The 26291-nt window shown below is 69.7% G+C and carries 19 protein-coding genes and 3 pseudogenes; 10 read left to right on the top strand and 12 right to left on the bottom strand.

Features of this window, described 5'->3' with window-relative positions; genetic code table 11:
• Window positions 1-486: 486 nt before the first annotated feature.
• Window positions 487-2310: a phosphoenolpyruvate carboxykinase (GTP) gene (locus tag AC5K6T_RS02410; RefSeq protein WP_493205169.1), complete on the bottom strand. Its 1824-nt coding sequence runs from the start codon at window positions 2308-2310 to the stop codon at window positions 487-489.
• A 567-nt stretch (window positions 2311-2877) separates the two neighbouring features.
• Here AC5K6T_RS02410 and trhA point away from each other — a divergent pair.
• The 3 genes from trhA to AC5K6T_RS02395 all read left to right on the top strand — a co-directional run bounded on the left by trhA (window position 2878) and on the right by AC5K6T_RS02395 (window position 4984).
• Window positions 2878-3600: a PAQR family membrane homeostasis protein TrhA gene (trhA, locus tag AC5K6T_RS02405; RefSeq protein ID WP_493205167.1), complete on the top strand. Its 723-nt coding sequence runs from the start codon at window positions 2878-2880 to the stop codon at window positions 3598-3600.
• A 175-nt stretch (window positions 3601-3775) separates the two neighbouring features.
• On the top strand, window positions 3776-3931 hold the full coding sequence (locus AC5K6T_RS02400) for a hypothetical protein (RefSeq protein WP_493205165.1): 156 nt from the start codon (window positions 3776-3778) through the stop codon (window positions 3929-3931).
• Between the two features lie 321 nt (window positions 3932-4252).
• Entirely contained in the window at window positions 4253-4984 is a 732-nt protein-coding gene (locus tag AC5K6T_RS02395) for a Mut7-C RNAse domain-containing protein (protein WP_493205163.1), read from the top strand.
• Between the two features lie 94 nt (window positions 4985-5078).
• Here AC5K6T_RS02395 and AC5K6T_RS02390 read toward each other — a convergent pair whose 3' ends face one another.
• Complete coding sequence (locus tag AC5K6T_RS02390; RefSeq protein ID WP_493205161.1) at window positions 5079-7124, bottom strand: thioredoxin domain-containing protein; 2046 nt, start codon at window positions 7122-7124, stop codon at window positions 5079-5081.
• 268 nt (window positions 7125-7392) lie between these two features.
• On the opposite strand from AC5K6T_RS02390, the gene AC5K6T_RS02385 reads away from it, so the two are divergent.
• The 3 genes from AC5K6T_RS02385 to AC5K6T_RS02375 all read left to right on the top strand — a co-directional run bounded on the left by AC5K6T_RS02385 (window position 7393) and on the right by AC5K6T_RS02375 (window position 9095).
• Entirely contained in the window at window positions 7393-7776 is a 384-nt protein-coding gene (locus AC5K6T_RS02385) for a transposase (protein ID WP_181802840.1), read from the top strand.
• A 203-nt stretch (window positions 7777-7979) separates the two neighbouring features.
• Window positions 7980-8186 carry a hypothetical protein gene (locus AC5K6T_RS02380; RefSeq protein WP_493205159.1) on the top strand — a complete coding sequence of 69 codons (207 nt, stop codon included), beginning with the start codon at window positions 7980-7982 and terminating at the stop codon, window positions 8184-8186.
• 3 nt (window positions 8187-8189) lie between these two features.
• Entirely contained in the window at window positions 8190-9095 is a 906-nt protein-coding gene (locus AC5K6T_RS02375; RefSeq protein WP_493207293.1) for a transposase, read from the top strand.
• 410 nt (window positions 9096-9505) lie between these two features.
• Here AC5K6T_RS02375 and AC5K6T_RS02370 read toward each other — a convergent pair whose 3' ends face one another.
• From AC5K6T_RS02370 to AC5K6T_RS02355, 4 genes are all read right to left on the bottom strand, one after another.
• Entirely contained in the window at window positions 9506-9916 is a 411-nt protein-coding gene (locus tag AC5K6T_RS02370; RefSeq protein ID WP_493205158.1) for a hypothetical protein, read from the bottom strand.
• Between the two features lie 34 nt (window positions 9917-9950).
• Window positions 9951-12392: a glycoside hydrolase domain-containing protein gene (locus AC5K6T_RS02365; protein WP_493205156.1), complete on the bottom strand. Its 2442-nt coding sequence runs from the start codon at window positions 12390-12392 to the stop codon at window positions 9951-9953.
• A 92-nt stretch (window positions 12393-12484) separates the two neighbouring features.
• Window positions 12485-13768 carry an ATP-grasp domain-containing protein gene (locus AC5K6T_RS02360; protein ID WP_493205154.1) on the bottom strand — a complete coding sequence of 428 codons (1284 nt, stop codon included), beginning with the start codon at window positions 13766-13768 and terminating at the stop codon, window positions 12485-12487.
• Window positions 13769-13965: 197 nt separating this feature from the next.
• The gene (locus tag AC5K6T_RS02355; RefSeq protein ID WP_493205152.1) at window positions 13966-14319 is read right to left on the bottom strand and encodes a hypothetical protein; all 354 of its coding nucleotides are present in this window, start codon (window positions 14317-14319) and stop codon (window positions 13966-13968) included.
• Between the two features lie 55 nt (window positions 14320-14374).
• Here AC5K6T_RS02355 and AC5K6T_RS02350 point away from each other — a divergent pair, with 55 nt between their 5' ends.
• Complete coding sequence (locus AC5K6T_RS02350) at window positions 14375-15442, top strand: IS630 family transposase (RefSeq protein ID WP_493205150.1); 1068 nt, start codon at window positions 14375-14377, stop codon at window positions 15440-15442.
• A gap of 932 nt (window positions 15443-16374) precedes the next feature.
• On the opposite strand, the gene AC5K6T_RS02345 is transcribed toward AC5K6T_RS02350, so the two are convergent.
• Window positions 16375-16917, bottom strand: coding sequence for a hypothetical protein (locus AC5K6T_RS02345; protein WP_493205148.1), 543 nt, complete (start codon window positions 16915-16917; stop codon window positions 16375-16377).
• Window positions 16918-17281: 364 nt separating this feature from the next.
• Window positions 17282-17410 carry a hypothetical protein gene (locus AC5K6T_RS02340; RefSeq protein ID WP_493205147.1) on the bottom strand — a complete coding sequence of 43 codons (129 nt, stop codon included), beginning with the start codon at window positions 17408-17410 and terminating at the stop codon, window positions 17282-17284.
• A 183-nt stretch (window positions 17411-17593) separates the two neighbouring features.
• Here AC5K6T_RS02340 and AC5K6T_RS02335 point away from each other — a divergent pair.
• Window positions 17594-18486: pseudogene (locus AC5K6T_RS02335) on the top strand (IS3 family transposase); the annotation flags it as partial.
• 255 nt (window positions 18487-18741) lie between these two features.
• Here AC5K6T_RS02335 and AC5K6T_RS02330 read toward each other — a convergent pair.
• Window positions 18742-18897: pseudogene (locus AC5K6T_RS02330) on the bottom strand (DUF255 domain-containing protein); the annotation flags it as partial.
• A gap of 585 nt (window positions 18898-19482) precedes the next feature.
• Complete coding sequence (locus AC5K6T_RS02325) at window positions 19483-20697, bottom strand: hypothetical protein (RefSeq protein WP_493205145.1); 1215 nt, start codon at window positions 20695-20697, stop codon at window positions 19483-19485.
• Between the two features lie 238 nt (window positions 20698-20935).
• Here AC5K6T_RS02325 and AC5K6T_RS02320 point away from each other — a divergent pair.
• Window positions 20936-21028, top strand: a pseudogene (locus AC5K6T_RS02320) (Uma2 family endonuclease); the annotation flags it as partial.
• Window positions 21029-21042: 14 nt separating this feature from the next.
• Here the strand turns inward: AC5K6T_RS02320 and AC5K6T_RS02315 are convergent.
• Complete coding sequence (locus AC5K6T_RS02315; RefSeq protein ID WP_493205143.1) at window positions 21043-23496, bottom strand: SpoIIE family protein phosphatase; 2454 nt, start codon at window positions 23494-23496, stop codon at window positions 21043-21045.
• A gap of 868 nt (window positions 23497-24364) precedes the next feature.
• On the opposite strand from AC5K6T_RS02315, the gene AC5K6T_RS02310 reads away from it, so the two are divergent.
• On the top strand, window positions 24365-24745 hold the full coding sequence (locus tag AC5K6T_RS02310) for a VOC family protein (protein ID WP_493205141.1): 381 nt from the start codon (window positions 24365-24367) through the stop codon (window positions 24743-24745).
• 132 nt (window positions 24746-24877) lie between these two features.
• Here the strand turns inward: AC5K6T_RS02310 and AC5K6T_RS02305 are convergent, their stop codons facing one another.
• Entirely contained in the window at window positions 24878-26074 is a 1197-nt protein-coding gene (locus AC5K6T_RS02305) for an FAD-dependent oxidoreductase (RefSeq protein WP_493205139.1), read from the bottom strand.
• Window positions 26075-26291 lie beyond the last annotated feature (217 nt).

Below are 26291 nucleotides of genomic sequence, written 5' to 3'. Positions count from 1 at the left end.
AACGGCCCCGGTCCGCGTGCGACCGCAGCGACGCGCGGACCGGGCGCCACAGCCTGCGCTCCGGCCCCGGACGCCGGACCCGGACCGAGGCGCTCTGTACCAGCGGCTTCGCACCCTGAGGGCGCGCAGGACGCGGGGACGCACTCGATCGCCTGAGAGCCGGGGTCGTCGCCGGCCGGCCCGGAAGGCCGTGGAGCGCCGGGACCCGTCCGGTCCTGCACCGTCCGTCCGGTCCTGCACCGGTCCGTCCGGTCCTGCACCGGTCCCGGCGTGCCCCTCGCAGCGGCATGTCCTCCGGTGTGCGGAGACGGCAGCACGGCCCCGCACGCCATTGTGCGGGGCCACGGTTCGTGACGGTGTGCCGCCGCCCGCGGCCGGCCGTGACGATCACTGGTCAGGGCTCCCATCGGGGCCGGCCGCGGGGGATCGTGGGGGCGCCGGCTCCTCGGCTGCGGGCCGAGGAGCGTCGCCCGTGCGGTGCGGGTGTCAGCCCAGGCGCTCGACCAGAGCGCGGTACTGGTCCCACAGCTCCTTCGGCGTGTGGTCGCCGAAGGTGTTGAGGTGCTCGGGCACCAGGGCGGCCTCCTCGCGCCACACGTCCTTGTCGACGGTGAGCAGGAAGTCCAGGTCGGTGTCGGACAGGTCCAGGCCGTCGGTGTCCAGGGCCGCCCGGGTCGGCAGCACCCCGATCGGGGTCTCGACGCCGTCGGCCTTGCCGTCCAGGCGCTCGACGATCCACTTCAGCACGCGGCTGTTCTCGCCGAAGCCGGGCCACACGAAGGCGCCCTCGTCGTTCTTGCGGAACCAGTTGACGTAGTAGATCTTCGGCAGCTTCGCCTGGTCCCTGCCCTTGGCGACCTCGACCCAGTGGCCCATGTAGTCGCCCATGTTGTAGCCGCAGAACGGCAACATGGCGAACGGGTCGCGGCGCAGCTCGCCGACCTTGCCCTCGGCGGCGGCGGTCTTCTCGGAGGCCACGTTGGCGCCGAGGAAGACGCCGTGGTTCCAGTCGAAGGACTCCGTCACCAGGGGCACGGCGGAGGCCCGGCGGCCGCCGAACAGGATCGCGGAGATCGGCACGCCCCGGGGGTCCTCCCACTCGGGCGCGATGATCGGGCACTGCGCGGCGGGGACGGTGAAGCGGGCGTTGGGGTGCGCGGCCGGGGTCCCGGAGGCGGGCGTCCAGTCGTTGCCCTTCCAGTCCGTCAGATGGGCCGGGGTCTCCTCCGTCATACCCTCCCACCACACGTCGCCGTCGTCGGTGAGCGCGACGTTGGTGAAGACGGAGTTGCCCCACAGCGTCTTCATCGCGTTGGCGTTGGTGTGCTCACCGGTGCCGGGCGCGACGCCGAAGAAGCCGGCCTCGGGGTTGATGGCGTACAGACGGCCGTCCTCGCCGAAGCGCATCCAGGCGATGTCGTCGCCGATCGTCTCGACCGTCCAGCCGGGCACGGTGGGCTCCAGCATGGCCAGGTTGGTCTTGCCGCAGGCGGACGGGAAGGCCGCGGCGACGTACGTGGACTCGCCGGACGGCGGGGTCAGTTTCAGGATGAGCATGTGCTCGGCGAGCCAGCCCTCGTCGCGGGCCATGACGGAGGCGATGCGCAGGGCGTAGCACTTCTTGCCGAGCAGGGCGTTGCCGCCGTAGCCGGAGCCGTACGACCAGATCTCCCGGGTCTCCGGGAAGTGGGAGATGTACTTGGTCCGGTTGCAGGGCCAGGGCACGTCCTGCTCGCCCGGCTCCAGCGGGGCGCCGAGGGTGTGGACGGCCCTGACGAAGAAGCCCTCGGAGCCGAGCTCGTCGAGGACGGGCTGCCCCATGCGGGTCATCGTGCGCATGGAGACGGCGACGTAGGCGGAGTCGGTGATCTCGACGCCGATCGCGGACAGCGGCGAGCCGAGCGGGCCCATGCAGAAGGGGACGACGTACATGGTGCGGCCCTTCATGGAGCCGCGGAACAGTCCCTTGTCACCGGCGAAGATCTCCCGCATCTCGGCGGGGGCCTTCCAGTGGTTGGTGGGACCGGCGTCCTCCTCCTTCTCGGAGCAGATGAAGGTGCGGTCCTCGACGCGGGCGACATCGGTGGGGTCGGAGGCGGCGTAGTAGGAGTTCGGGCGCTTGACCGGGTCGAGCTTCCTGAAGGTCCCCTTGGCGACCAGTTCCTCGCAGAGGCGCTCGTACTCGGCCTCGGATCCGTCGCACCAGACCACGTTGTCCGGCTGCGTCAGTTCGGCGATCTCGTTGACCCAGGAGACCAGTTCCTGGTGGTGGGTGGGGACGACGGAGGGAGCCGCGATGTCTCGCGCCACGATTGCTCCTAGGTGAGGGTTTTGTGTCCTTGTCTGCCCCGTGGGGGCCGCGACCCGGATGCTGTTCTGCGCTCATCCGGTGCCGACCGCACTCATTTGATCATCCGACGATACCGCGCATCTGTCCAGAGGGACTCACAGGTGAGCGGAGTGAGGATCGCCACGTGTAGCGGTGCATCTTTGCGTCCACATGACGTTCGGCAGGAATTCCTTTGCCCTGACGGCGGACGACGGGCACCCGGAACCGGGGGCGCACCCACGGCCGGGGCAGGAGCACCCGCCCCGGAGCCGGGCGCCCGCCCCCGGGCCCGTCCGGGGCTTCCACGACGTGACCTCGTACGCCCGCCCGTGACCACCGCCCCGGACGCACCCACGGCGGGGCCGGGGCGCGCCCGCGACGCGGACGGGCCGTGCACGCACGGCCGGGCCGGGGCACGCCCGTCACCGCGGCCGGGGGTGCGCTCGCCGCCAAGACCGGGGGCACGCCCATGAGATGATGGCCACTCTTCGCGTGTGGGACGGTCGGACTGACCCGTAACTTACGGACCCGTAGGTACGATGCGGCGCATGACTGCGTCCGCCACCGACGCGCCTCTGGACTCGCCGGCCGCCGGCCGCGGTTCCGTCGCGCCCTCACCGTCGCACCCGCTGCACACGCTCAAGCCCAGGCTCCGCGGTTGGCTGCACCTCGGCATGTTCCCGGCCGTCCTGGTCTCGGGACTGGTCCTGACCGCGCTGGCGGACTCCCCGCGCGGCCGGGTGGCCTGCGGGATCTACGTCCTCACGGCCTGTCTGCTGTTCGGCGTGAGCGCGCTGTACCACCGGGGCAACTGGAGCCCCCGGATGGACGGCGTGCTGCGCCGGCTCGACCACGCCAACATCTTCCTGATCATCGCGGGCACCTACACCCCGCTGACCCTGCTGCTCCTGCCCGGCGCCAAGGGACAGTGGCTGCTCTGGGGGATCTGGGGCGCGGCGACGGCCGGGATCGTCTTCCGGGTGTTCTGGGTCGGCGCCCCGCGCTGGCTGTACACACCGTGTTACATCGCGATGGGCTGGGCGGCCGTCTTCTTCCTGCCCGACTTCATGCGCAGCGGCGGCATCGCCGTACTCGTCCTGGTCATCGTGGGCGGCGTCCTCTACAGCGCGGGCGGCGTGGTCTACGGCATCAGGCGGCCCAACCCCTCGCCGCGCTGGTTCGGCTTCCACGAGGTCTTCCACTCGTTCACACTGGCCGCCTTCGTCGTCCACTACGTCGGCATCTCGCTGGTCGCCTACCAGCACGCCTGACAGCCCCGCCCCCCGCCTCCCGGCCACGGTTCACCCGAACCGTGGCCGTTTCTCGCGCACCGGCGGCCCGGCAGATTGACAGCACGTTGCTTTTGAAAGCTACTCTCATTTCATGGCCACTCCGCTTTCTCGCCGTCGCGGGTCCCCCGGCACCCGTCGCCGGACACGCGCCGCGGTGAGCGTGTGCCTGGCGGTCCTCGCCTTCACCACCCTCCTCACCGCCCGGACGACGGCCGACCCCGCGTCCGCCCTCACCCCGCTCTCCCTCTCCCGGGCCGCCCTCCGCCTCTGGCACCTGACCGTCCACGACCTCCCCGCCCCACCCCCCTGACCCCCCTGACCCCCCTGACCCCCCTGGCCCCCCTGACCCCCTGCCCCCCGACGCCCCTCCGGGCCCGGGTCCCCGGCGGCCGCGCACCCGGCCGCACCCCACCCGGGGACGCGAGCAACCGCGCACCCGGCCGCAACGGTGCGGCGCCTCCACACGGCGGGCCGGCCCAGGGGCGCGGAGAACCGCACGAGAGGCCGCACCGCACGCGCGGCCGGCCACCGACGCACCCCGGCCCGACGTGCCCCGCCCCGGCCCGGCCCCGGCCCCGGCCCCGCCGAAAACCCCTCAGCCGAGCCGGCGCAGGCATGCCATGCTGACCCCGTGAGCGCCAGCGAGATCCGCATCCACGTCAGCCCCGAACTCGCCGTGTTCGTCCCGCACCACCGCCGAGGCGACACCACCCCCCTCGCCGTGGACGGAGTCTCCACGCTCGGCCATGTCGTCGAGTCCCTCGGCATCCCCCTGACCGAGGTCGGCACCCTGCTCGTGGACGGCGGGGAGGTACTCCCCGGGCACATACCGGCGCACGGCGAGTCCGTGACCGTGCGCCCCGTCCCCCGCCCCCAGCAGGTCCCCGGCGCCCCCCTGCGCTTCCTGCTCGACGTCCACCTCGGCACCCTCGCCCGGCGGCTGCGCCTGCTCGGTGTGGACACGGCCTACGAGTCCACCGACATCGGCGACCCCGCGCTCGCCACCCGCTCCGCCACCGAGCGGCGCGTCCTGCTCAGTCGCGACCGCGGCCTGCTGCGCCGCCGGGAGCTGTGGGCCGGCGCCTACGTCTACAGCACCCGCCCCGACGACCAGCTCCGCGACGTCCTCGACCGCTTCGACCCCGAACTCGCCCCCTGGACCCGCTGCACCGCCTGCAACGGACCGCTCCGGGAGGCCACCAAGGACGAGGTCGCCGACCAGCTCGAACACGGCACCAGGCGCTCGTACGACGTCTTCGCGCGGTGCGCGGACTGCGGCCGCGCCTACTGGAAGGGCGCCCACCACGACCAGTTGGAGGCCATCGTCGAAGGCGCCCTGAGCCGGCGCGTCCGGCGAGGCTGAGCACCGCGGCGGAGCGGGCGCCCGGCCGGCCCCGCCGCCCGGAGCCGGGCCGCGCCGTCGCGGGCCCCCACGCACGGGGCGGACGCCGGCCGCGTCAGCCGCCGAGGGCCGCCCGCAGCCGCTCCGGGCCGGTGGCCGGGGCGTCGCAGGTGAAGCCCCGGCACACGTACGCCGCGGCCCCGCCGTCCACCAGCGGGCGCCCGGCGAGCAGCGGGAACTCGTCGCTGCCGGCCACGCCGTACGCCACGACGGCGCCGGGCGCGGTGGACAGCAGCGCGGTCCGGTGCAGGGCACGGGCGTCCGGGTCGTCGGGCGAGGAGCCGACCAGGGCGACCTCGCGCGGCCCGTCCAGCAGCGCCTCGGCGACGGCAAGCCCCCAGCCGATGAACCGGGGCACGCGCGGGCCGAGCGCCTTCACCACGCCCAACGCCCTTTCGGCGGCGGTGCGGTGGGGCTCGGACCCGGTGTGCGCGGCGTAGCCGAGCAGGGCGCCGGCGGCGGCGGTCCAGCCGGAGGGCGCGGCGTTGTCGGTGGGGTCCTGGGGCCGCCTGATCAGCCGCTCGGCGTCGACGGCCGTGTCGTACAGCGCGCCCGACTCCTCGTCGGTGAAGCGGGCCAGCACATGGTCGAGAAGGAGCCCGGCGAAGTCCAGCCAGACACCCTCGCCGCTGACCGCGGCCAGGGCGAGGAAGCCCTCGGCGACGTCGGCGTAGTCCTCCAGGACGCCCGCGTTGGCGCCGGCCCGGCCGTCCCGGCTGGTCCGGGTGAGGCGGCCGTGGTCGTCCAGGTGGACCCGGACGAGCAGGTCGGCTGCGCCCACGGCGGCCTCGACGAGGTCCGGGCGTGCGAAGCAGGCGCCGGTCTCGGCCAGCGCGGCGACCGCGAGGCCGTTCCAGGCGGCGACGACCTTGTCGTCCCGGCCGGGCGCGGGACGCCGGTCCCTCGCCGCGAGCATGCGCTCCCTGACGGAGCGGACCCTCCCGGCGTCGAACACGCCGTCCTGCTGCGGGAGTCGCAGCACGGACGCGCCCTGCTCGAAGGTGCCCTCCTCGGTCACGCCGAAGCAGCGGGCGGCCAGTCCGGCGTCCTCGGCTCCGAGGACGCCGGCGAGCTGGGCGGGGGTCCACACGTAGTAGGCGCCCTCGACGTGCCGGCCGGTGCCGTCGTCGCTGTCGGCGTCCAGCGCGGAGGCGAACCCGCCCTCGGCGGTGCGCAGTTCCCGCACCATGAACTCGGCCGTCTCCACCGCCACCCGCCGCGCGGACTCCGCCCCGGTGGCCCGCCACAGATGCGTGTACGCCCGGCACAGCAGGGCGTTGTCGTAGAGCATCTTCTCGAAGTGGGGCACCAGGGGGCCGTGGGCCCTCGGTGTGAGGACGTACCGGTGGAAGCCGCCTCCCACCTGGTCGTACAGGCTCGAACGGGCCATCGCGCCGCACAGCCCCTCCGCCATCTCCAACGCGGCCACGGAACCGGCCCGCGCGTGGTGGCGCAGCAGGAACTCGACGACCATCGACGGCGGGAACTTGGTGTCCCCCTTGAACCAGCCGCTCGCCGGGTCGATGTCCCGGGTCAGCTGGAGGAGGGCCAGGGCCTGGGTCTCCTCGGTGGGCGTCCCGGAGTCCCCGGTGCCCAGCTCCAGCTCCCGGCCGGCCAGGTCCCGGGTGATCTTCCCCGCGACCTCGCCCACCTCGTCCCGCCGGCTCGTCCAGGCACGGTGCACGCCTTCGAGCACCTGGCGGAAGGACGGCATACCGTGGCGCGCCTCGGGCGGGAAGTAGGTGCCGAAGTAGAACGGCTCCCCGTCCGGCGTCATGAACACCGACATGGGCCAGCCGCCCTGCCCGGTGGCGGCCTGCACGGCCTCCATGTAGACCGCGTCCACGTCGGGCCGCTCCTCGCGGTCCACCTTGACCGACACGAAGTGCCTGTTCATGTACGCGGCGGTGTCGTCGTCCTCGAACGACTCGTGCGCCATGACGTGGCACCAGTGGCAGGCGCTGTAGCCGACGCTCAGGAACACGGGGACGTCGCGCCGCCGTGCTTCCTCGAACGCCTCCGGCTCCCAGGGCCGCCAGTCGACCGGGTTGTCCGCATGCTGAAGAAGATAAGGCGAGGTCGCACCAGCCAACCGGTTCATGCGGCCCAGCCTCTCACAACGTACGACTCCAGCGACGAAGCCCGCGACCCCTTCCCCTGTGTGCCCGATGTGCACTCACGCGCCATCACGTGACGCGCTTGGTGCCGAGGGGCGGTAGTGGTGCTCGCCGTTACACCACTCTGCGGGACGCGATCCTCCGGCAGCGGCGCCTACCTGCTGAAATTGGGCCCCTCTCTGCCAGCCTTGGGTGAGACATCCCGCTTCGTCGGGTTAGCCTGAGAGGGCACGACAGGAGAACCATCCCCTCATGACCAGCACCACCCCCGCCGGATCCGACCCGGCGCCCCGGCCGAAGCGCCGCACGTTCAGTCCCGAGTACAAGCTGCGGATCGTGGCCGAGTACGACGCCGCGCCCAAGAACGAGAAGGGCGCGGTCCTGCGCCGCGAGCGGCTGTACCACTCGCACGTCAAGGAATGGCGGGCCGCGCGGGACGCCGGGGCCCTGGAGAAGCTGGTCGACCAGCGCACGAGCCCGGCGAGGCCGAAGAAGCCGGCTGCCGAGGCGGAGAACGAGAAGCTGCGCCGCCAGGTGGAACGACTGGAGAAGGAACTGGCCCGCAACAAGGCCGCGCTGGAAGTCATGGGAAAAGCTTCCGCGCTCTTGGAAATGATCTCCGAGGGCGCGGACTGAGCGCTGCCGCCGCCCCGGTCACCGACGATGCCTTCGCCGGCGTCGAGGACGCGCTGGGCATCACTGCCGCGTGCCGGCTGACCGGCCGCTCCCGGGCCACCCACTACCGCCGGCGGCGGCCCCCAGCGGAACGAAAGCCCAGGAAACCGCAGGTCCAGCCCTCGGCTCTGACGGTCGACGAACGGGCCGCGGTCCTGGAGCTGATGAACTCGGGCGAGTACGCCGAGCTGCCGCCCGCCCAGATCTGGGCTCGCGAGCTGGATGCCGGGCGTTACCACTGCTCCGTCTCCACGATGTACCGGATCCTGCGCGAGAAGGGGCAGTCCGGCGAGCGCCGCCGCCAGGCCACCCACCCGGCCAAGGCGGTGCCCGAGCTGGTCGCCACCGCACCCTCGCAGGTGTTCACCTGAGACATCACCAAGGCGGCCGGACCGGCCAAGGGCGTCTGGTATCACGCCTACGTCATCCTCGACATCTTCAGCCGCTACGTCGTCGGCCATACCGTCGAGCGGGCCGAATCATCCGTGCGGGCCGAGGAGTTGATCCGCGAGACCATCGCCCGCAACGGCATCGTGCCCGGGACCGTGCACGCGGACCGTGGCACCTCGATGACCTCGAAGAAGGTCTCGCAGTTGCTGATCGACCTCGGCGTCACCCGGTCGCACTCGCGGCCGAAGACCTCCAACGACAACCCCTACAGCGAGGCCCACTTCAAGACCACGAAGTACATGTCCGACTACCCCGAACGGTTCGATTCGCTGGCCCATGCCCGCGAGTGGTTCGACGCGTTCATCGCGTACTACAACCACGAGCACCGGCATTCGGGCATCGGCTGGCACACGCCCGCCAGCGTGCACTTCGGCACCGCCGAGGAGGTCCGCGACCAGCGCGCCGTCACCCTCGCCGACGCATACGCCCGCCACCCCGAACGCTTCGGCCGCCGCCCCCGACCACCCCGGATACCCCAGCAGGCATGGATCAACGACCCGGCCAAGCGCAGAGAACCCGCACCACAAACCTCATGGCGTCACGACCGTCTCACTGGACTTGAAATCTTCCGAGGCCCCGTTGGCTGCGAACGCGCGCGCTCTCTTCATACGCGTGGCGTCGAACGCGTCCACCGTGCCTGCTCCCTCATCGCCGGGCCCCTCGTCCCAGCCGCGGATCTTCCGGGCGACGCCCTTCAGCCTCGGGTGGCCCGGTGTGCAGGCGATCTGGAAGTGGGACTCCTTCGGTGTCCTCAGATCACCCCCCCACACGACGACGCCGTCCAACTCGGCCACGATGTCGCGTACGACGACCAGCTCATGCGGGTATAGGCCGCCCTGGGGGCCGACCGGGTAGGCGTGCGGGCGGATCGCTATCGCGGTGCCGGACAGGTGGTTCGACTCGTAGTTCTCCTGGATCCTCCGGTCGCCGGTGAAGCCGTGGACGTCGCCGCTGCGGAGCTGGTCGATCTCATAGTTCCAGCGGCGTGCGACGTGCAGCAGGACGGTCGCCGCGTCGCCCTGTGCCAGGCGAACCTTCTGGTCGCTTCCCTCGATGCCGAACGTCTGGGCCTCTGCCAGTACGGGCCAGCCGTTGGCCGACGTGTCTTTGGCCCAACGGTGATCCCCAGGTGTCTTCGCCGTCCTCGGAGCAGCGAAAACCTGTGTGGATGGCAGGGTGGCGAGGGCGGTTGCGATTCCGCCGCCGACGGCGAGTACGCGACGCCGGCCGATGAGCTGTGTCAAGAGCGTGTCCTTTTGTCGATGGCCACCCACACCGCTCCCAAGGCGGCGAGGAGCGCGAGGGCGGCACAGATCACAACGGTGGGGTTGACCCATGCGGGAACCAGATCGTGGTGGGCGCTGCACCAGTCGTGCAGCGGAAACAGTTGCCGGGAGTCGCCGGAGTGTGCTTCGGCGAACCCGCTGTCATAGTCGGCGCCGTCCAGTCGGCATGCATCCTCTTTGCCCATGAGACCGGACTGGGAGAACAGTCCGGACACCCACGCCACGGTTCCAGTGAACGTGAATGCGCAGGCGGCCTGGATCCACCAGCGAGGACGTCCCCATGCTCTGAGGAGACATCCCTTAACCGTCAGGACGATGCTTCCGATACCCACGACCGTCCACACGGCGAGGCCCAGCACGGCCATGAGTGCGATGAGACTACGGTCCGCCATGATGCGGCTACCGGCTGCTGGCGGTCGCCCGGGAGCCCGCCGCCCTCAGATACTTCTCATGGTTGGAGCTGAGCGTGGACAGGCTTCGGGTCTCCATTCCCATGCGTGCCAGCAGGGCGTCGACGAAACCCTGCTCGAAGCGCTGCAGCTTGTCGAATCCGCCGGGGGCGTTCTGGTAAACGGAGGGAAGCACAGCACCGCTATAGCTGATGAGTTGCTTGCGTGCGATGCCGAGTGTGGCGTCGGTGGCGGTCAGTGCGTTGTGTGCCGACATCTTGCAGTCGGAGGCGTTGCCCCAGCGGCCGGTCAGGAAGTTGTTGAAACGGCGCAGCCCCCCGCCGCCGTTGTAGTGATCGCGCACGGCCTGGGCGATGTTCTTGCCCCCGCGGACGGCTCGGGCGATGAGGTAGCCGTCCGCGTCTTCGATGAGGTCGCTGAAGCCGAAGGTGGAGGCGACACCGGGAACGGCGAGCTTGTCGTGGCAGAACTTCAAAGGGTCGGCGTACTGTTCCTCCGAGTTGCGCCAGTCGGCCCAGAACGTCATCAGGTCACCGGCCCAGCCGCCTACGTCACCTCCGTTGGCCGCCTTCTTGTTCGAAGGCTGGTCCGTCAGGTAGTGGGCATTACAGGTGGCCATCATGTGCTCAGCACCCAGCTCGTATCCCGTGAACGGGTCCTTGAATGCCTTCATGACGCTCATGCCCTTGGAGTTGGCGTATTTCACGAAGTCCTCGTCGAAGCCGCCTATGAGGTACCACCATCCCAGCTGGTTGAGAAGATCCTTGCTGCCGTACTCACGATGGCGGATGTACTCCATCACCAGCTGGGACGGGCTGCGGTCGGATGAGCCATAGGCGACCGCGATGTCGTACAGCCGCTGAACGTAGTTGATGAAGTCGTCAGCCGGACCGGTCTTTCCGTTCACCGACGATACGGCCGGGTCCGCTCCGGATATGACATCGCGGTCCAGGTCGAACGTGTCGGATCCGTTGGTGACCTTGAATTCCTTGATCTGGTTGAAGGACCAGTTCCTGGGGATCGGGAAGCCGAGGTTTCCGGAGAATCCCCAGGACATGCCGGATACGAAGGAGTAGCGGGCGAACGTCTTGTCAGTGACGTTGATGCAGACGTTCCGCGACCCGTAGACACCGTGGTTGTACTTCTTTCCCCTGCTGGCGAGCGCAGCTTGGACGCCGTGGAAGTAAGTGACGACCCCGTTCGGCTGGCCGTCGATGCCTTCCTGAGTGGCGTCGTAGTCGACGGCGAAGTAGATGGTGGTGCCGCGGTTGAAGCCGTAGCCGGACGCCAGGTCGTGGGCCTTGAGACCGTGCTGGTACCCATGGTTATAGGAGAAGTCGTCCAGCCGACGGGCATTATCCTGGAAGATTGGGAAGACCTTGAGCCCATTGCGGAAGATGGTGTCGAGTTCCCCCGGCTTGATTTCCTTGTCGAGGTCGGAGCCGGGCGGGTCGTAGAGGTAGCGGCCGACGACCTCGTAGCCGTGGGACCTCAGCCACTTGGCCCGGGAGTCGGTGATCTCGAACCGGGTGTCGGAACCAGTCGCGTGTCGGTCCGGGTCGCCCATGGAGACCAGAAGCTGTGCCCAGGTCTGGTAGTCGCCATGGCCGTTGTCGTCGAGCCTGTTGAACTGCTGGAAGATCTTGACCCACTCGACGAGCTTAGCGTCGTAACCGGTTCGCCACGAGGTGGTGACCGCTTTGCCCTTGGCGTCGTAGGTCGGGGAGTTGAAGAGGCATGCGGCGGAGAAGAGCTGCACGAAGACGCCGGAGTCGCCCTGGGAGAGGGTGTGTCCCTTCAGACCCGCCTGAGTGCCCGGCCCGAAGTTTCCATTGGGCGACGACAGACCCAGTTCGTACTGGAGGGCGATCATGAGTGACCTCTGCACATCTCGGGAGTAGACGCCGTCGCAGGGGCCGATGTTGTAGGCACTCTTCTGCCAGTAGCGGCTGTTGAGCCATCGCTGGATCTCCCGGACGCCGTCCGTGCCGCCTGCGACGACCACGTAGGCGTCCATGTTGAGGATGGCTTTGGCGAGCTTGGCGTTGATGACTCCCTCACCGCCGATGCCCATGTCGGCACGCAGTTTCTCCACGGCAGCCCGGGTGACGCCGGTGAACCATCCCTCGCTGCCGGGTTCGACGGCCCAGTAGCCCTTGCACCACAGGCCGAACTGGAGGATGGCCGTGATGTTGCGGTTCTTGTCCCAGTTGAATCCTATGTCGCCGAGCGCGGCAAACTTCGAGTAGGTACCAGGCCCGAAGCTCGCCACGACGGGACTGATGCCAAGTTCATGTTGGAGGCCCATGATGAGTGAGTACATGGTGGCCCATCCGGTGCGTCCGTCCTCTGGGCAGCGCTTGTAACCGGAGACGTCGCCATACTTCTCGTTGACCCACTTCTGTGCCCTGCGGACCTGCTCATCAGCCATGGGGGAACCTTTCGGGAAGGGAGAGGTGAAAGGACCACGGAAGCGGAAATGTTGTTCCAGCTCTCGGTGTGTCCAGGACGTGTTCGCCGTCTTCAGGGTTCGCGGCGCGTGTCGATGTGGATCACGGACGCGGCCCGCCTGGCCTTGCGTAGCGCGTTGTCGGCGCTGTCGGCGTGCGCGAAGACGAAGCCGACAGAAGTGGATGGGTCCAGTAGGGTGCCCGGATTGCCGCCGAATTCCGGGTGCAGGCTGATCCGCGCGCCGCGCTGGTGAATCTCTCTGAGGCCGCCGACGCCGATGAGTCGGCCGGGTTCGCCGGGGAAGAGGATCACGGCGGCCGCACCTCCGACGGGCCCCCTGTCGGGACGGCCTGGTGCGATGGGTTGGCCTAGGGCGAGCAACTGGGCATCCAGGTAAAGGTTCGTTCCGCAGACCTCCTCCACCAGCTTGGAGACCACGGGATCCGGAGGCCGCGTGTCGACGCTAGTGATACGCGGCCCGTCCTCGGTGATCACCACGCTGGTATGGGCCGGCCCCTGTCGGTACCCGATGGCCTTAAGCGTGCGCCGCACGCACTCCTGCACCTCGTTCCACACATCGGCGCCCAGGCCCAGCGGGAAGGAGTGCGCCTCTTCCCGTGTGGTCGCCTCGCACAGGTACGTCGAAGTCACACCGAAGAAGTGCGTCCGCCCTGCGAACGTGACCGACTCCACGCTGGTCTCCAGCCCGGTCACGCGTTCCTCGAACAGTACCTGACCAGCGCGGCGCTGACCGCGAGGTGGCCGCCGGGCGCGCGACAGCTCCTGCCAGGCGTGCATCGCCTCCCGCCCGTTGGTGCACACACGGACCTCGTTCGAGACGGCCTTTGACGCCGGCTTGGCGATGCACGGCAGACCGACGTGGTCCAGCGCTTCCCGTAATTCCCCGAGGTCCTTCACCAGCCGCCAGCGCACGTTCCCCGGGTCCCCAGCGAGCGCGGCCCGAAGCAGGTGGCCGTAGTTGGCCGCACGCAGTGCCGACAGACCTGGCGAGGGCAGACCGAGGTGTTCCGCTGCCCGCGCGGTGCCCTCGGCGTGGCGGTCGGATAGCGACAGCAGACCCTGCACCAACGGCTGACCGTCCGGGTCGGTTACGGAGTCGGCAATCGCCTGCCAGTCGTCGGTGTCGGCGTGCAGAACCTTGTCCACCCTGGCCTGCGGGCCCTCAGCGGACCGCCATCCCGAGGCGTCCCAGCCCTCGTCTCGAACAAGCAGCCAGATCTCGCACCCGAAGTCGCGTGCTACGTCGATGCCGTCGAAGAACATCTCGTGCACAAGCGGCTCGACGATGGCGAGCGCCTTGCCCGTGAAACGGGTGTAGTCGCTCGGCCGCTGCAAGAGCCTCTCCTGTCGCACAGAGAATCGAAACGGGGCGCCCTGAAGCGGTCATCCGTTGGCCTTCGCTTCCGCCGCTCTCCGGTGTTGCGGCCAGCCACGATGACGGCGTTGTTGCTCGGATCACCTGTCCGATCGCTGACGCCTTTGAGACTTCCGGGGTGGTCAGCCCAGGTCGTGTGTTTGAATTGCAGCCTAACCTAAACGTCCGTCAACTTCCAATCTTGTAGGATGAATGCGACCTTCCGGATGCCTGAATCGATGCCGGTCATCACCTCATGACTCCGCTGCAGGCAGGCCGCGACGATACCGTGCAACTCCGCCTCATCCGTCTTTGACGGGTACGTTGCGAACAACGCGAACCGCACCCGCGCCCTTTTCCTGTTCGATGCCCGAGCCGAGCCGGCGCTGGTGAGGGCAATCGCGGCACGTCCCCGGCTCGGGGCTGCCCCCCCGTGCACCGCCGCCTTCACGAGCATGGAGCCGATGGCCGTCTTGCCCGTCCGTTCGGCCTCCGCCCTGTCGTCGGCGCCGGTCACCTCCACCCGGATCAACTTCGAGGTTCCCTATTGATCCGAAACGGTTTGGATTCTGGGTCGTTGGTGGGGTGTGAGCGATCTGGTGGGGGACGCGCGACATCTGTCGCCGTCGGCGCAGGAGGCCCTGCGGCTGCGGGCGGTGGCCGCGTTGGTGGCGGGCCGGGACCGTGAGGACGTGGCGGCGGTCTTCGGGGTGTCGCTGAAGGCCGTCGACGGGTGGTGGGCGAAGTGGCAGGCCGGCGGGCGGGAGGCGCTGGTCATGCGGCCGCGGGGCAAGCCGGTCGGGGTGCACCAGGTGCTCGGGGAGGCCGAGCAGGCCGCCGTGCGGCAGGCGGTCCTCGACCACCGGCCCTGCGACGTGGGGCTGAGTGGGCAGTTGTGGACGCGGCGGCTGGTGGGCGAACTGATCGCGAAGCTGTACCGGGTGCGGCTGACCGAACCGGGGGTGGGCAAGTACCTCAGGCGTTGGGGGCTGTCCTTCCAGCGTCCGGACAAACGGGCCGTCGAGCAGGACCCGGAGGCGGTGGCGCGCTGGCATCAGGAGACCTGGCCGGAGATCCGTGCGAAGGCGAAGGCGAAGGTCGAAGGCGGTGAGATCCTCTTCGCCGACCAGGCCGGCATCCGCTCGGATCAGGTCACCGGCCGCACCTGGGGTGAGAAGGGGAAGACGCCCGTGGTGCGGCGGAGCGGGAACCGGTTCCCGGTGAACGCGATGTCGGCGATCAGCACCAAGGGCCGGATGCACTTCATGGTCTTCACCGAGAGCTTCACCGCGGAGGTGATGTGCCGCTTCCTGGACCGGCTTGCCGGCCACTTCGACCACAAGGTCCACCTCGTGGTCGACGGGCACTCCGCCCACCGCTCCAAGAGGGTCCGCGACTGGCTCGCCGCCCACCCCGACGACGTCGAACTGCACTTCCTGCCGCCGTACTCGCCAGAGCTGAACCCCGACGAGCTGGTCAACGCCGACCTCAAGCACAGCCTGCCCCGGCAGCACCGAGCCCGTGACCAGGCCGAACTCGCCGCCGAGACCCGCCGCTTCTTCCGCAGACGCCAGCGTCAGCCACACATCGTCCGCGGCTACTTCGGCGGCCCACACGTCCGCTACGTCCTGGACGAGAACCCCATGAGTTACTGATCAATAACTTCGGTGGAACTCCTGACGATGGCGATTCGGGGGTTCTCCGGAACTGGCTTGCCCGGATCGGCGAATGTCAGCTCAGTCGGCCACGACGCGCCTGGATAGACGCCTACTGTGTCGGTTTCCAAGGACCGTGTGACATCGAACCCACCCGGACCGGTCACCCGTACCTCAACCCGGTAGATCATCCTCTTTGTGCCTGTGTTCGTGATGTTCACGGGTACTGTGATTTCGTCGCTGCTCCTGACGGGGGGGAAGGCGGCCACGTCTCCTCGCTTCGCGACAGGGTCACCGAGGTCTTCGCCGCCTTGTGCCTTGCCGGGCGTGACCGGAACGGCACCGGGTACGGCTTCTCGTTCCGCCCGCTCCCTACTCACGTCGTCCTGCTTCTCCCCCTGCGACGGTGCTGCGGCAGGAGCAGGCGGGGCGGTTTCGGGGAGTGCCGCAGGCTGCTGCACCGATGGGGCGTCTGGAGGCGCTCCGCAGCCGGTGGACAGAGCGCCGAGTGCAACGGCCGAGATGAGTACGGCAGCCGATGTGTGGCGGGTTATGGAAGAAAGCATGACTTGCTCGCCCTCAGTTGCACCTTATGGTCCACGCGCGGTCGATCAGAGCCGCGGTGAAGGTCTTGTAGTGTTTCATGATCGCCGTGACACGAGAGCACCATCCGTTTTCAGCGTCGGCCCCTCCCTTGCCCTCTTCCTGCGAACCGCATCCGTCCACTCCAGGCGAAGACAGAGCGAGCATTGGGCTCGGCGGCACTGGAGCAGGCGGTGTTTCCGGCCCGAAAGCCGACGCGCAACTTCCGGACCAGCGCAGGAGCTACACATAACTCCGATTGCCGAGGCCGCTAAACTGGCCGAAGTGAGGGCTCGTCGCGAAGTTGATCGACCACCGTATCGTTTCTCTATTAGCCGCCCGCCTTCCCGCTAGTCGCAGAGGATACGGAACTGCCGGTCAATGAGCGCCTTGGAAGACGTACGTGAATCCTTCATGATCGCTGTCACCTGGGCGCAGCCGTCATCATTTACTCGCACAGGTCCCGCATATTGGCTGAAGGTTCCCTCATCCACAGCGCACGGCTTGGTGCGATTGTTGGGGCAAAGCTTAAGCTTCATATACTTAGCAACGCCCAGATTGTTGTCGAAAAGAGCGCATGCCTTAAATGGCTTTTCGTTAGTCAGATACGTGAACAGCGTCCCAAACCTGCGTGCATCAGGCAGGCGCTCCACATATTCGAGCCTGTAGCCAGTCCCGCAGATGTTGGCTGTCGCCCGAACGGCCTGAGGCTTGGAAGCCGCGATTGCGCGCGTGTCGGCCGATGCTGTAGGTGATATTTCGACGCCGGCCACCTCGGTGACGACGGTGGCACTTTCAAATCGTTCCTGTGCCGAGGCAGGGGCAGTTATGCCGATCGATACGAGGCCGACGGCAGCAGCTGCAGCCGCCAAACGCAGTCGACTGAACACCATGCAGGACTCCAGATTCAATAGCAATCGATTGCTCGGTAAAGATTGAGGTGACACCTATCCGGCCGCTATCGACAGAGGCCGACCCACCTCAAGGGTGGATCACTCAGAAACAGATAGTCGCACCTTGGAGCGCCTCTCCGGTCTCGTGCGGGAAGGATGCGGCGCGAGTGACTCAAACTGCACGCACATGTGACCTATTTGCGCATGGCATGCATGAACATGACATGATCTCGGCCGTGACGGGCCCCGACTACTGAGGTTGAACCCGCGATAGCGGGCGGGCTGGTCAAGCAGGCTCGATGATCAGGCTGATCCCGGCGAGGCAGCCGTCGAGCAGGTGCGGGCGGTACCTGACCTTCTTCAGCTAGCGCTCCATGACGCGGACGAGGTGATCGCGGTTGGCGGCGAAGTTCTCCAGCGACCGTTTGAGCAGGGACCACACCCCCTTGGTGGGGTTGAGGTCGGGAGTGTAGGAGGGCAACTTGAAGCACACGACGCCGGCTACGGAGCCTTGGGCCTGGTTGGAGCCACATACCCCCATCACCGGCGTCCTACCGCGCCGTGCCCTGGTACGTCCCTTCGGCGACCTCATGCCCTGGCCCGCTCGGGGACCTGTCCCGGGTGGTGGCCACCTCTGATCCCTGCCCCGGCAGGGGTCGGGTAGGAGGCATCTTTTATGGTGACGGATCCGAGCCATACCTTCGAGGGCATCGGCAAGGATCTGGGGATCAGCCGCGAGACGCTGCGTAACTGGGTGCGGGCCGAGCGGGCCCGCCACGGCGGGGGCAGCACGACGAGCACGGAGAAGGACACGGTGGATTCCCCGCCGACGGCCGAGGAACTTCAGGCCGTGAACGAGGCCCTGCGCCGCGAGCTGGCAGCGGCCCACAAGGAGATGCACAAGCTCGCCACCGAACGGGCCATCCTCCGCAAGGCCACGAAGTCTTTCGCACAAGAGATGACCTGGTGACCAACCGCTTCCAGTTCATCGAGGACCACCACCACGCCTGGGGCGTGAAGAGGTTGTGCGCCGTACCGTAGGTCGCCCGCTCCAGCTGCTACAAATGGCGGTCCGGCCGCGAGGCCCGCGCCGCACGTGAACGGGCGGATGCCGCTCTCGCCGCGCGGATCAAGGCCGTCCACGCCGAATGGGACGGCGCCTACGGCCGGCCCCGGATCACCGCCGAGCTGAGCGACGACGGCGAGCGCGTGAACCACAAGCGCGCCGGACGGATCATGCGCAAGTACGGCATCGCCGGGCTGCGGCTGCGCAAACGCCAGGTCACCACCCTGCCCGAACCGCCCGCCACATTGGTGCCGGACCTCCTGGGCCGCGACTTCACCGCGAGTGAGCCGAACACCAAGTATGTCGGGGCCATCACCTACCTGCCGGTGGGCGACGGCGAGTTCCTGTATCTGGCGACGGTGATCGACTGCTTCTCACGCCGCCTGGTGGGCTGGTCGATCGCCGACCACATGCGCGCCGAGCTGGTCACCGACGCACTCCAGGCCGCCGCCCGGACGCGGGGCAGCCTCGCCGGAGCCGTATTCCACAGCGATCACGGAGCCCATGACCCAGTTGTGGTGACGATCGCCCTTGGTCCCGTGGCCGGTGCGCATGCGCGTCCAGGCACGCCGCAGGATACGGGCGACGAGTTCGAGGGCGGTGAAGCGGCCGGCCGGCGTGCTGACGTGGTGGTCGGAGCGGACCGCGAGGGCGTAGTTGAAGCCCAGGAGACGTGCGGTGTGCCGCAGACTACCGCCGTAGACCTCGCCCCGGCCAGCGCCTTGACACCCAGCGCACGGGCACGCTGCAGTTCATTGGCACCAGTGGCAGGCGCTGTAGCCGACGCTCAGGAACACGGGGACGTCGCGCCGCCGTGCTTCCTCGAACGCCTCCGGCTCCCAGGGCCGCCAGTCGACCGGGTTGTCCGCATGCTGAAGAAGATAAGGCGAGGTCGCACCAGCCAACCGGTTCATGCGGCCCAGCCTCTCACAACGTACGACTCCAGCGACGAAGCCCGCGACCCCTTCCCCTGTGTGCCCGATGTGCACTCACGCGCCATCACGTGACGCACGCTGGAGGCACTGGAGAACCTCTGGACGGCCGTCTGCCACCGCCTGCGCACCTGACCAGCCGGACCGACTACCCGCCCACGACCCGAAGGACCTCAAAGACCCCGCCACCGGACCGGCCATCCGGCACCCGCCCCCGCCCGAAACCGGACACTCATCCGGAAAACGATCAGCAGACCCGATCAGGATTCACGCGGTGGATCCAAGCTGACAGCTCAGTAGGGTCAGTCACCCCTGAGCATCCACGACATGCCTCGATCTCGTGGTCTGCCACGGCCAATCGGCCGCTGTTCGGGAGAGACGACACGACTCAGGCAGTCCGATTGTTGATCACCGCCACGAGGGCGAGCAGCGCACCGGCGGCCCACTACGGAGTCCTGCGCATGGGGACGGCCCCGCCTGGATGATCAACGGCTGAAGCCCCTTCGGGCGCGCTGTTCGGATGCGCCCTGTGGCACTGGTGGCTGCTTCGGTTCGGAGCGCCCGCGATCAGAACCCGGGCTGGTTCCAGGTGATCAGGACGTAGCCGTCCCCGCCGTCCTGGCTGTTGGATCCGACCTTGCCTTCGGCGCCGTCGCGGCCCGAGTTCTCGGGTCCGCGCTGGTTCGTGGCTCCTTCGGCTCCTCGGCCGCCGTCACCGCCCCTGCCGCCGGTTCCGCCGTCACCGCCTCTGCCGACATACGACGGAGGTGCGATGTCGGAAGCCGGGACCGCGCCGCCCGCACCACCCGCACCGCCCGAACCGCCCGCACCGGGCTGCCCGGCAGGGGCAGCAGGCAGGTTCCCGCCAGCGCCGATGTACATGCCGCCGTCCCCGCCCTTCCAGCCGTGGGAACCGGGGTTGCCAGTCTGGCCTTTCCCGCCGTCACCGCCGCCATACCACTGGCCCTGGACGTTCGGGTCGACAACACCATTGCCCCCGCCCCAACCTCCCTTGCTGAGCGGGCCGCCCTGGCCCGGAGCGCCGCCGTCACCGCCGCGCATCGGGTAGGACGGCGGCTGATTCGGAATCGGGATGGGAGTGGGGGCGTAGACGGCGCAGTTGGGGCCGGTCCAGTCGCCGCATCCTCCCTCCCCGCCCTTGCCACCGTTGCCGTGTCCGCCGCCGCTTCCCCCGCCGATGTCCAGCAGCCACGTGCGGGCCTTGATGTCGGTGATGTTCGAGCCGCCGCCGTTGCCGCCGACTGCAGCGTTGTAGGCGTCCTTGCCCCCACCGCCCTTCTCGGCCTGGGAGCCGGCCCCGCCGGGACTTCCGGTGCCGCCCGCAGCGGCACCCTTCCCACCACGGCCGACGAACACCTTCAGCTTCTGCCCGGGAGTGACCTTGATCGTCCCGTACGCGTAGCCTCCCGCGCCGCCGCCGCCTCCGCCGGCACCACCACCTCCGCCTGCACCGCCGCCACCACCACCGTTGCGGACGTTCTTGACGAGGATCGACGACACATTGGTGCCGCCCCCGCCCCCGCCGCCTCCACCGGTGGCTCCGCTGCCGCCACCTCCGCCCGCGCCCCAGACGTAGGCGGTGAGACTGTGCACACCCTTGGGAACCGTGAACTCGACCCACTCCTGGGTCTTGGTGAACTCCGCACGGCACACACCGTCCGCGCACCGTCCGTCGGCGGCCTCGGCACTCAGCGTGCCGGCCGACAGCGACCCCGCAGCCAGCGCCGAGACCAGAACGGCCCGGACCACTTTCCTCGCCAACCCGAAACTCCATCCTGAACGTGTCCGCCCCGATGACGGACACACACAGTCAAAGTCGGACCCTGCCCGTCACGAACGGCCTTCGACCAAGATTCACCCAAACGCACGAACAGGTGCGCATGCGTCTGATAGCGGCGTTCGACTCTCAGCCGACGCCCACGGGCGGCCCGACACCTCGGAACAGTAGGCCGGGCGCAGCAGTGCCAGCCCTGACGAGGCTCCTCGAAGGAGGTGGCCCATGCCCGCCGAGAGGGTGGCGCCCGCGTGGATGCATTCGCAGATCAGCGCGGAGCAGTACGACTCCTGGTCCGAGGAGCAGTGCGCCGGCATGATCGGCGGCCGTCCTCAGGCGGCCGTGTCGATGGGCTCCTCGGCCCAGATGGACTTGCCGCGTGCGTGGTAGCGGGTTCCCCACAGCTCTGCGAGCTGGGCGACCATGAACAGTCCGCGCCCTCCCTCGTCCGTCTCCAGCGCCCGCCGCACGTGGGGTGAGGTGCTGCTGCCGTCGGACACCTCGCAGATGAGGTTGCGGTCGCGGATCAGGCGCAGCGTGATGGGCGGTTTGCCGTAGCGGATGGCGTTGGTGACCAGTTCACTGACGACGACCTCGGTGGTGAAGTCCAGCTCCTGGAGCTGCCAGTCGGCCAGCTGTCCGGAGGTCAGTTTGCGTGCGCGGGGGACGGACTCGGGGGCGGAGGCCAGTTCCCAGGTGACGTGGCGGCCGTCGTCCAGTGAGTGAACCCGGGTCACCAGGAGCGCGACGTCCCGGTGCGGGAGGGACGGGAAGAGACGGCGCAGGACGGTGTCGCACAGTGTGCTCAGCCCGGTGCCGGAGCCTGGCCGGTGGGCGGCGCGGGCGGCGGCCAGGACCTCGCTCAGCGGTGTGTGGCCGGAGTCGGGGGGCTGCCGGCCGTCGTGGCGGTCGAGGCCGCGGGTGTGCAGCACCAGCAGATCGTCGTCGGCCAGCTGCACCTCGTCGCTCGCGAAGGGGATGCCGCTGACGCCCAGGGGCGGCCCGTGGGGCAGCTCCAGGGGGGTGATCTCTCCGTCGGCCGTGATCCGCAGCGGCGCCGGGTGGCCGGCACTGGCCAGGGTGCAGCGCCGTGAGATCGGGTCGAAGGTCGCGTACAGGCAGGTCGTTCCGGTTGCCCCCACGGCCCCCGGCCCCTGTTCCTCCTGCCAGCGTTTGACCTGCTCGTCCACTTCGGTGAGCAGTTCCTCGGGTGGCAGGTCCATGTCGGCGAGGGTGCGTACGGCGGTGCGCAGGCGGCCCATGGTGACGGCCGCCTGGAGCCCGTGGCCCGGAGCGTCGCCGACGACCAGGCCGGCGCGGGCGCTGGAGAGGCGGATCACGTCGAACCAGGCGCCCCCCAGGGTGCCCCGGCCTCCGGCGGGCAGGTACCGCGAGGCCGTCTCCAGGCCGCTCAGCGCGGGCAGGCGCTGAGGCAGGAGGCTGTGCTGCAGCGCCAGCGCCGTGGTGCGTTCGTGGGTGTAGCGGCTGGCGTTGTCGAGGCACACGCCGGCCCGCGCGGCGAACTCCTGGGCGAGGAGGATGTCATCGGCCTCGAAGGGATCGGCCTGCCGGAACCGGGTGAAGACGACGGTGCCCAGCGCCGTGCCCCGCGCGTACATCGGCACCAGCATCCAGGAGCGCACCCCGTGTTCGCGGGTCAGGGTCGCCCGCCGGGGGTCTGCTGTGACGAACTCGTGGAACAGCTGCTCACCGGTCAGCAGCCGCGGCTCGCCGCTGGCGAGTACCTGGGCGACGAGCGAGCCGGGTGCGGAGGCGAAACGGTCGCGCTCCCCGCGGGTGACGCGGGTGTCGACGGGCCCTCCGGGGATCACGGACTGCGCCGCGCGGCGCAGCGGCACGGCGTCGCCCACCGGGCCGGGCTCCGGCTCCCTGCCCGCAAGCACCGAGTCCAGCAGGTTGACGTAGGCGTAGTCGGCGAACCCGGGGACGACGACGTCGGTGAGTTCCTGCGCGGTCTGCATGACGTCCAGGGTGCTCCCGATCCTCGCGCCGGCGTCGTTGACCAGGGCCAGGCGTTCTCGGGCGCGGGTCTCCTCGGTGATGTCGAGCACCAGGTGGGCCAGGGCGAAGATCTCTCCCGCGCCGCTGCGCAGCGGGACGATGGTCTCCGACCACACCGCGTCGCGGTCGGCTTCGGGGAGACGGCCGCGGACCTCGTTGGCGATCATGGGCTCGCCGGTGGCGAGAACGCGCCGCTGGCGCTCCTCCAGGGCGTCGAAGTCCAGCAGTCCGGGCGGGGCGGCCTCACGCATGGTGAGACCGGTGACACGATGGGTGAAGCCCGTGGCGCGTACCTGTGAGTGGTTCTGGGCCAGGAAGCGCAGCTGGTCGTCGAAGACGTCGATGATGTACGGGGACTCGGTGAACAGTCCCCGCAGCAGGGCACGGCGCAGATCGCCCTGGCGTGCGGCATCGGCGGTGTCCGCCTGGATGAGCCGGTAGTTCCCGCCGTCGGCGCCGAGAACGGAATGCGACCGCAGCACCATCTCGACGGTGGTGCCTTCTTTGCGGCGCATGCGGGCCGAAGTGACGGAGTCGGCCTGGCCGGGTGGACCGGAGCCGGTCAGCCGCGCGGCGGTCGCCGCGCCGTCGAACAGCTCGGACAGGCGAAGCCGCCGCAGGTCGGCCGCGGAGTATCCGAGGAGCTGCTGCATCCGGCGGCTCCAGCTCAGCAGGGCGCCCTGCGCGTCCACGAGAAGGTAGGCGGCCCCGCCGGGTTCGGGAAGGTCGCCGTAGGGAGCCAGGAGCGCGGTGTCGTTGTCCATGGCATGTCCGCGAGCTTGTGGGATCTTCTCGGTTCATTATCCCGCTCGCAGCCGCCCGCGTGCGGGCCGCGAGTGTCGGGACCGGTGGTCTCGGGACCGGTGGTCTCGGGACCGGTGGTCTCGGGACCGGCGGCGTCGGGACCGGTGGTCTCGGGACCGGCGGCGTCGGGACCGGTGGTCTCGGGACCGGCGGCGTCGGGACCGGTGGTCTCGGGACCGGCGGTGTCGGGACCGGTGGTCTCGGGACCGGTGGTCTCGGGACCGGCGGCGTCGGGACCGGTGGTCTCGGGACCGGTGGTCTCGGGACCGGTGGTCTCGGGACCGGTGGTCTCGGGACCGGTGGTCTCGGGACCGGTGGTCTCGGGACCGGTGGTCTCGGGACCGGTGGTCTCGGGACCGGTGGTCTCGGGACCGGTGGTCTCGGGACCGGTGGTCTCGGGACCGGCGGTCTCGGGACCGGTGGCGTCGGGACCGGTGGCGTCGGGACCGGTGGTCTCGGGACCGGTGGCGTCGGGACCGGTGGCGTCGGGACCGGTGGTCTCGGGACCGGTGGCGTCGGGACCGGTGGTCTCGGGACCGGCGGCGTCGCCGGCAGGGGTCCAAGCGGGGCGCGACCCGTGTGGACGTCCCTGACGACAGTACGGTCCACAGCCCCGTCGGTGTCCCTGGCATCGGCGGCAGCGCTCCGCCCGACGGCCTTGCCGGAACGGGGACGTCGTGGCGCCGGGCCTCCGCGAACGCCTCCGGCTCCCCTCGCGCCCTCCGGCGCACGGTGCGGCCATCCGGGAGGGGAGGGCGTCCGCGGCACGTGGCTCGAACCGAGCGCGTCACCCCTGCGGGCCGCCGCGCAGGGAAATAGAGTCAACTCATGAGTCTCACGCCACGGTTGATCGTCCCGGACCCCGACACCGCCGCGACCTACTACCAGAAGGCCATGGGCGCCCGGGAGGTCTTCCGCGCCCAGGACGACAGCGGCCGCGTGATGGTCGTCGTCCTGCAGGTCGGCGGTTCCCCGCTCTCCCTGTCCCCCGCGGTGCCCGAGTGGGGCTGGCTCTCGCCCGACGACGTCGGCGGCTCCCCGGTCCTCCTGGAGGCGGAGTTCACCGACCAGGACGCCGTCGCCGAGCGGATGGTCGATGGCGGCGGCACCGTGGTCGTACCGGTGGAGAACCGCCCCTACGGCAAACGGGAGGGACGCCTGCGCGACCCCTTCGGTCACCTGTGGATCGTCACCGGCGGGCTGCGCTGAGACGCCGGCCCCGGCGGACGACGGCAGCCGGCGGCCCTCCGTGCCGCCCGCGCCGGCCCTCGCGGGGGCGCGCCCCCGCGAGGGCCGGCCGCACGAGGCCCTGCGGCTGCTGCTGCCGCGCCCGGGTGCGTCTCAGCCGACCCGCACGGGCCACGGTGAAGGCCGGTAGGAGTAGGCCTCGGTGCCCTTGCGCACCCCCTGCCTGATGGCCACCGGCAGCATCAGGTCGCGTATCACCCGGGTGATCCACCGGTCGGGAGTCATCACCGCCCCCGTCTGCCGGGCCTGCTTCGCCAGCGCGGCGACCCGGTCCCGCCGGGACTCCTCGAACGCGGTGAACGCCTGCGGCGCGGTCGGGTGTTCGTGCAGTGCCAGGGCGAGCTCGTAGGCGTCCTCCATACCGAGCGCGGCGCCCGCGCCCAGGTGCGGGGCCACCGCGTGCGCGGCGTCCCCGAGCACCGCGGCGCTCCCCCGGTGCCAGGTGTCCAGGGGCGGCACCTCGTGGACCGGCCACCGGCCGACCGGTCCGGTGGAGGCGCTCAGGATGCGCCGGATCACGGCGGGGTCGGGGCGGTGCCGGTCGGCCAGCCCGGCCACCCACCGCGCGTCGTCGATCTCGGCGAGCTCGGCGAAGCTGCGTTCGCGGGTCTCCTGGTGGTTCTCGAACCACCACACCACCCCGGGCGACATCACCTGGTACCCGAAGAAGCCGCGCAGGCCGAAGACCATGTGGAACCGGCCGTCCACGGGGAGTTCCGCGGCGCCGGTGCGCGAACTGCCCCCGGAGCCGACCACCCCGGTGTAGGTGGGCCGCGGCGCGTCGGGGAGCAGCAGGCGGCGCGTGGTGGAGTTCACGCCGTCGCAGCCGAGCACGATGTCGGCCTCGGCACGCGCGCCGTCCTCGAAGCCGAGGTGCCAGTGGCCGTCGTCGTCCTCGTCCAGGGCGACGAGGCGCTTGGCGGTGTGCAGTTTCACCCCGCCGTCGACCGCCGCCTCGCGCAGGGCGCCGCTGAGCTCGCCGCGCATGATGTTGGTGGTGCGCTCCGGGTTCTGCACGAGTTCCCGGCCCCTGTGATTGGCGAAGCTGATGGAGTGCGCCGCGGTGCCCCGGGCGAGGATCCGGTCGGCCAGCCCCAGGCGCTCCAGTACGGCCCGCCCGTTCGGAGCGAGGTTGAGGAACGAGCCGACGTCCTGCGCCCTGCGTACGTAGGCCTCGTACAGGTTCACCTCGAAACCCAGCCTCGCCAGGCACAGGGACAGCAGGGGTCCGGTGATGCCGGCGCCGACGACGGCGGCCCGGCGGCTCGATGTGCTGTTCTCGTTCGTCATCGCGTGCTCCTGAGCATGACCGCGGCGGTCGGGGCGGTCGGTTCCCTTACGGGGTGTCTTGCCGATCACCGGGCGGGCCCATGCGACCATGTCGTGGTTCTTTCGGAGCCCCGCCGCGCCCCGCAGCGCCCCGCCCCGCCCCGCCGCGCCGCGCCGCGCCGCGCCGCAGGAGCGCGGCACGCTCGAAGCGGAATCGAGTTCCCGTCGAAGCGGAACC

The organism is Streptomyces sp. B8-7 (assembly GCF_058833805.1).
Note: the sequence above shows the minus strand (reverse complement) of the source record. Positions and strands in the feature narration are given on the sequence as shown.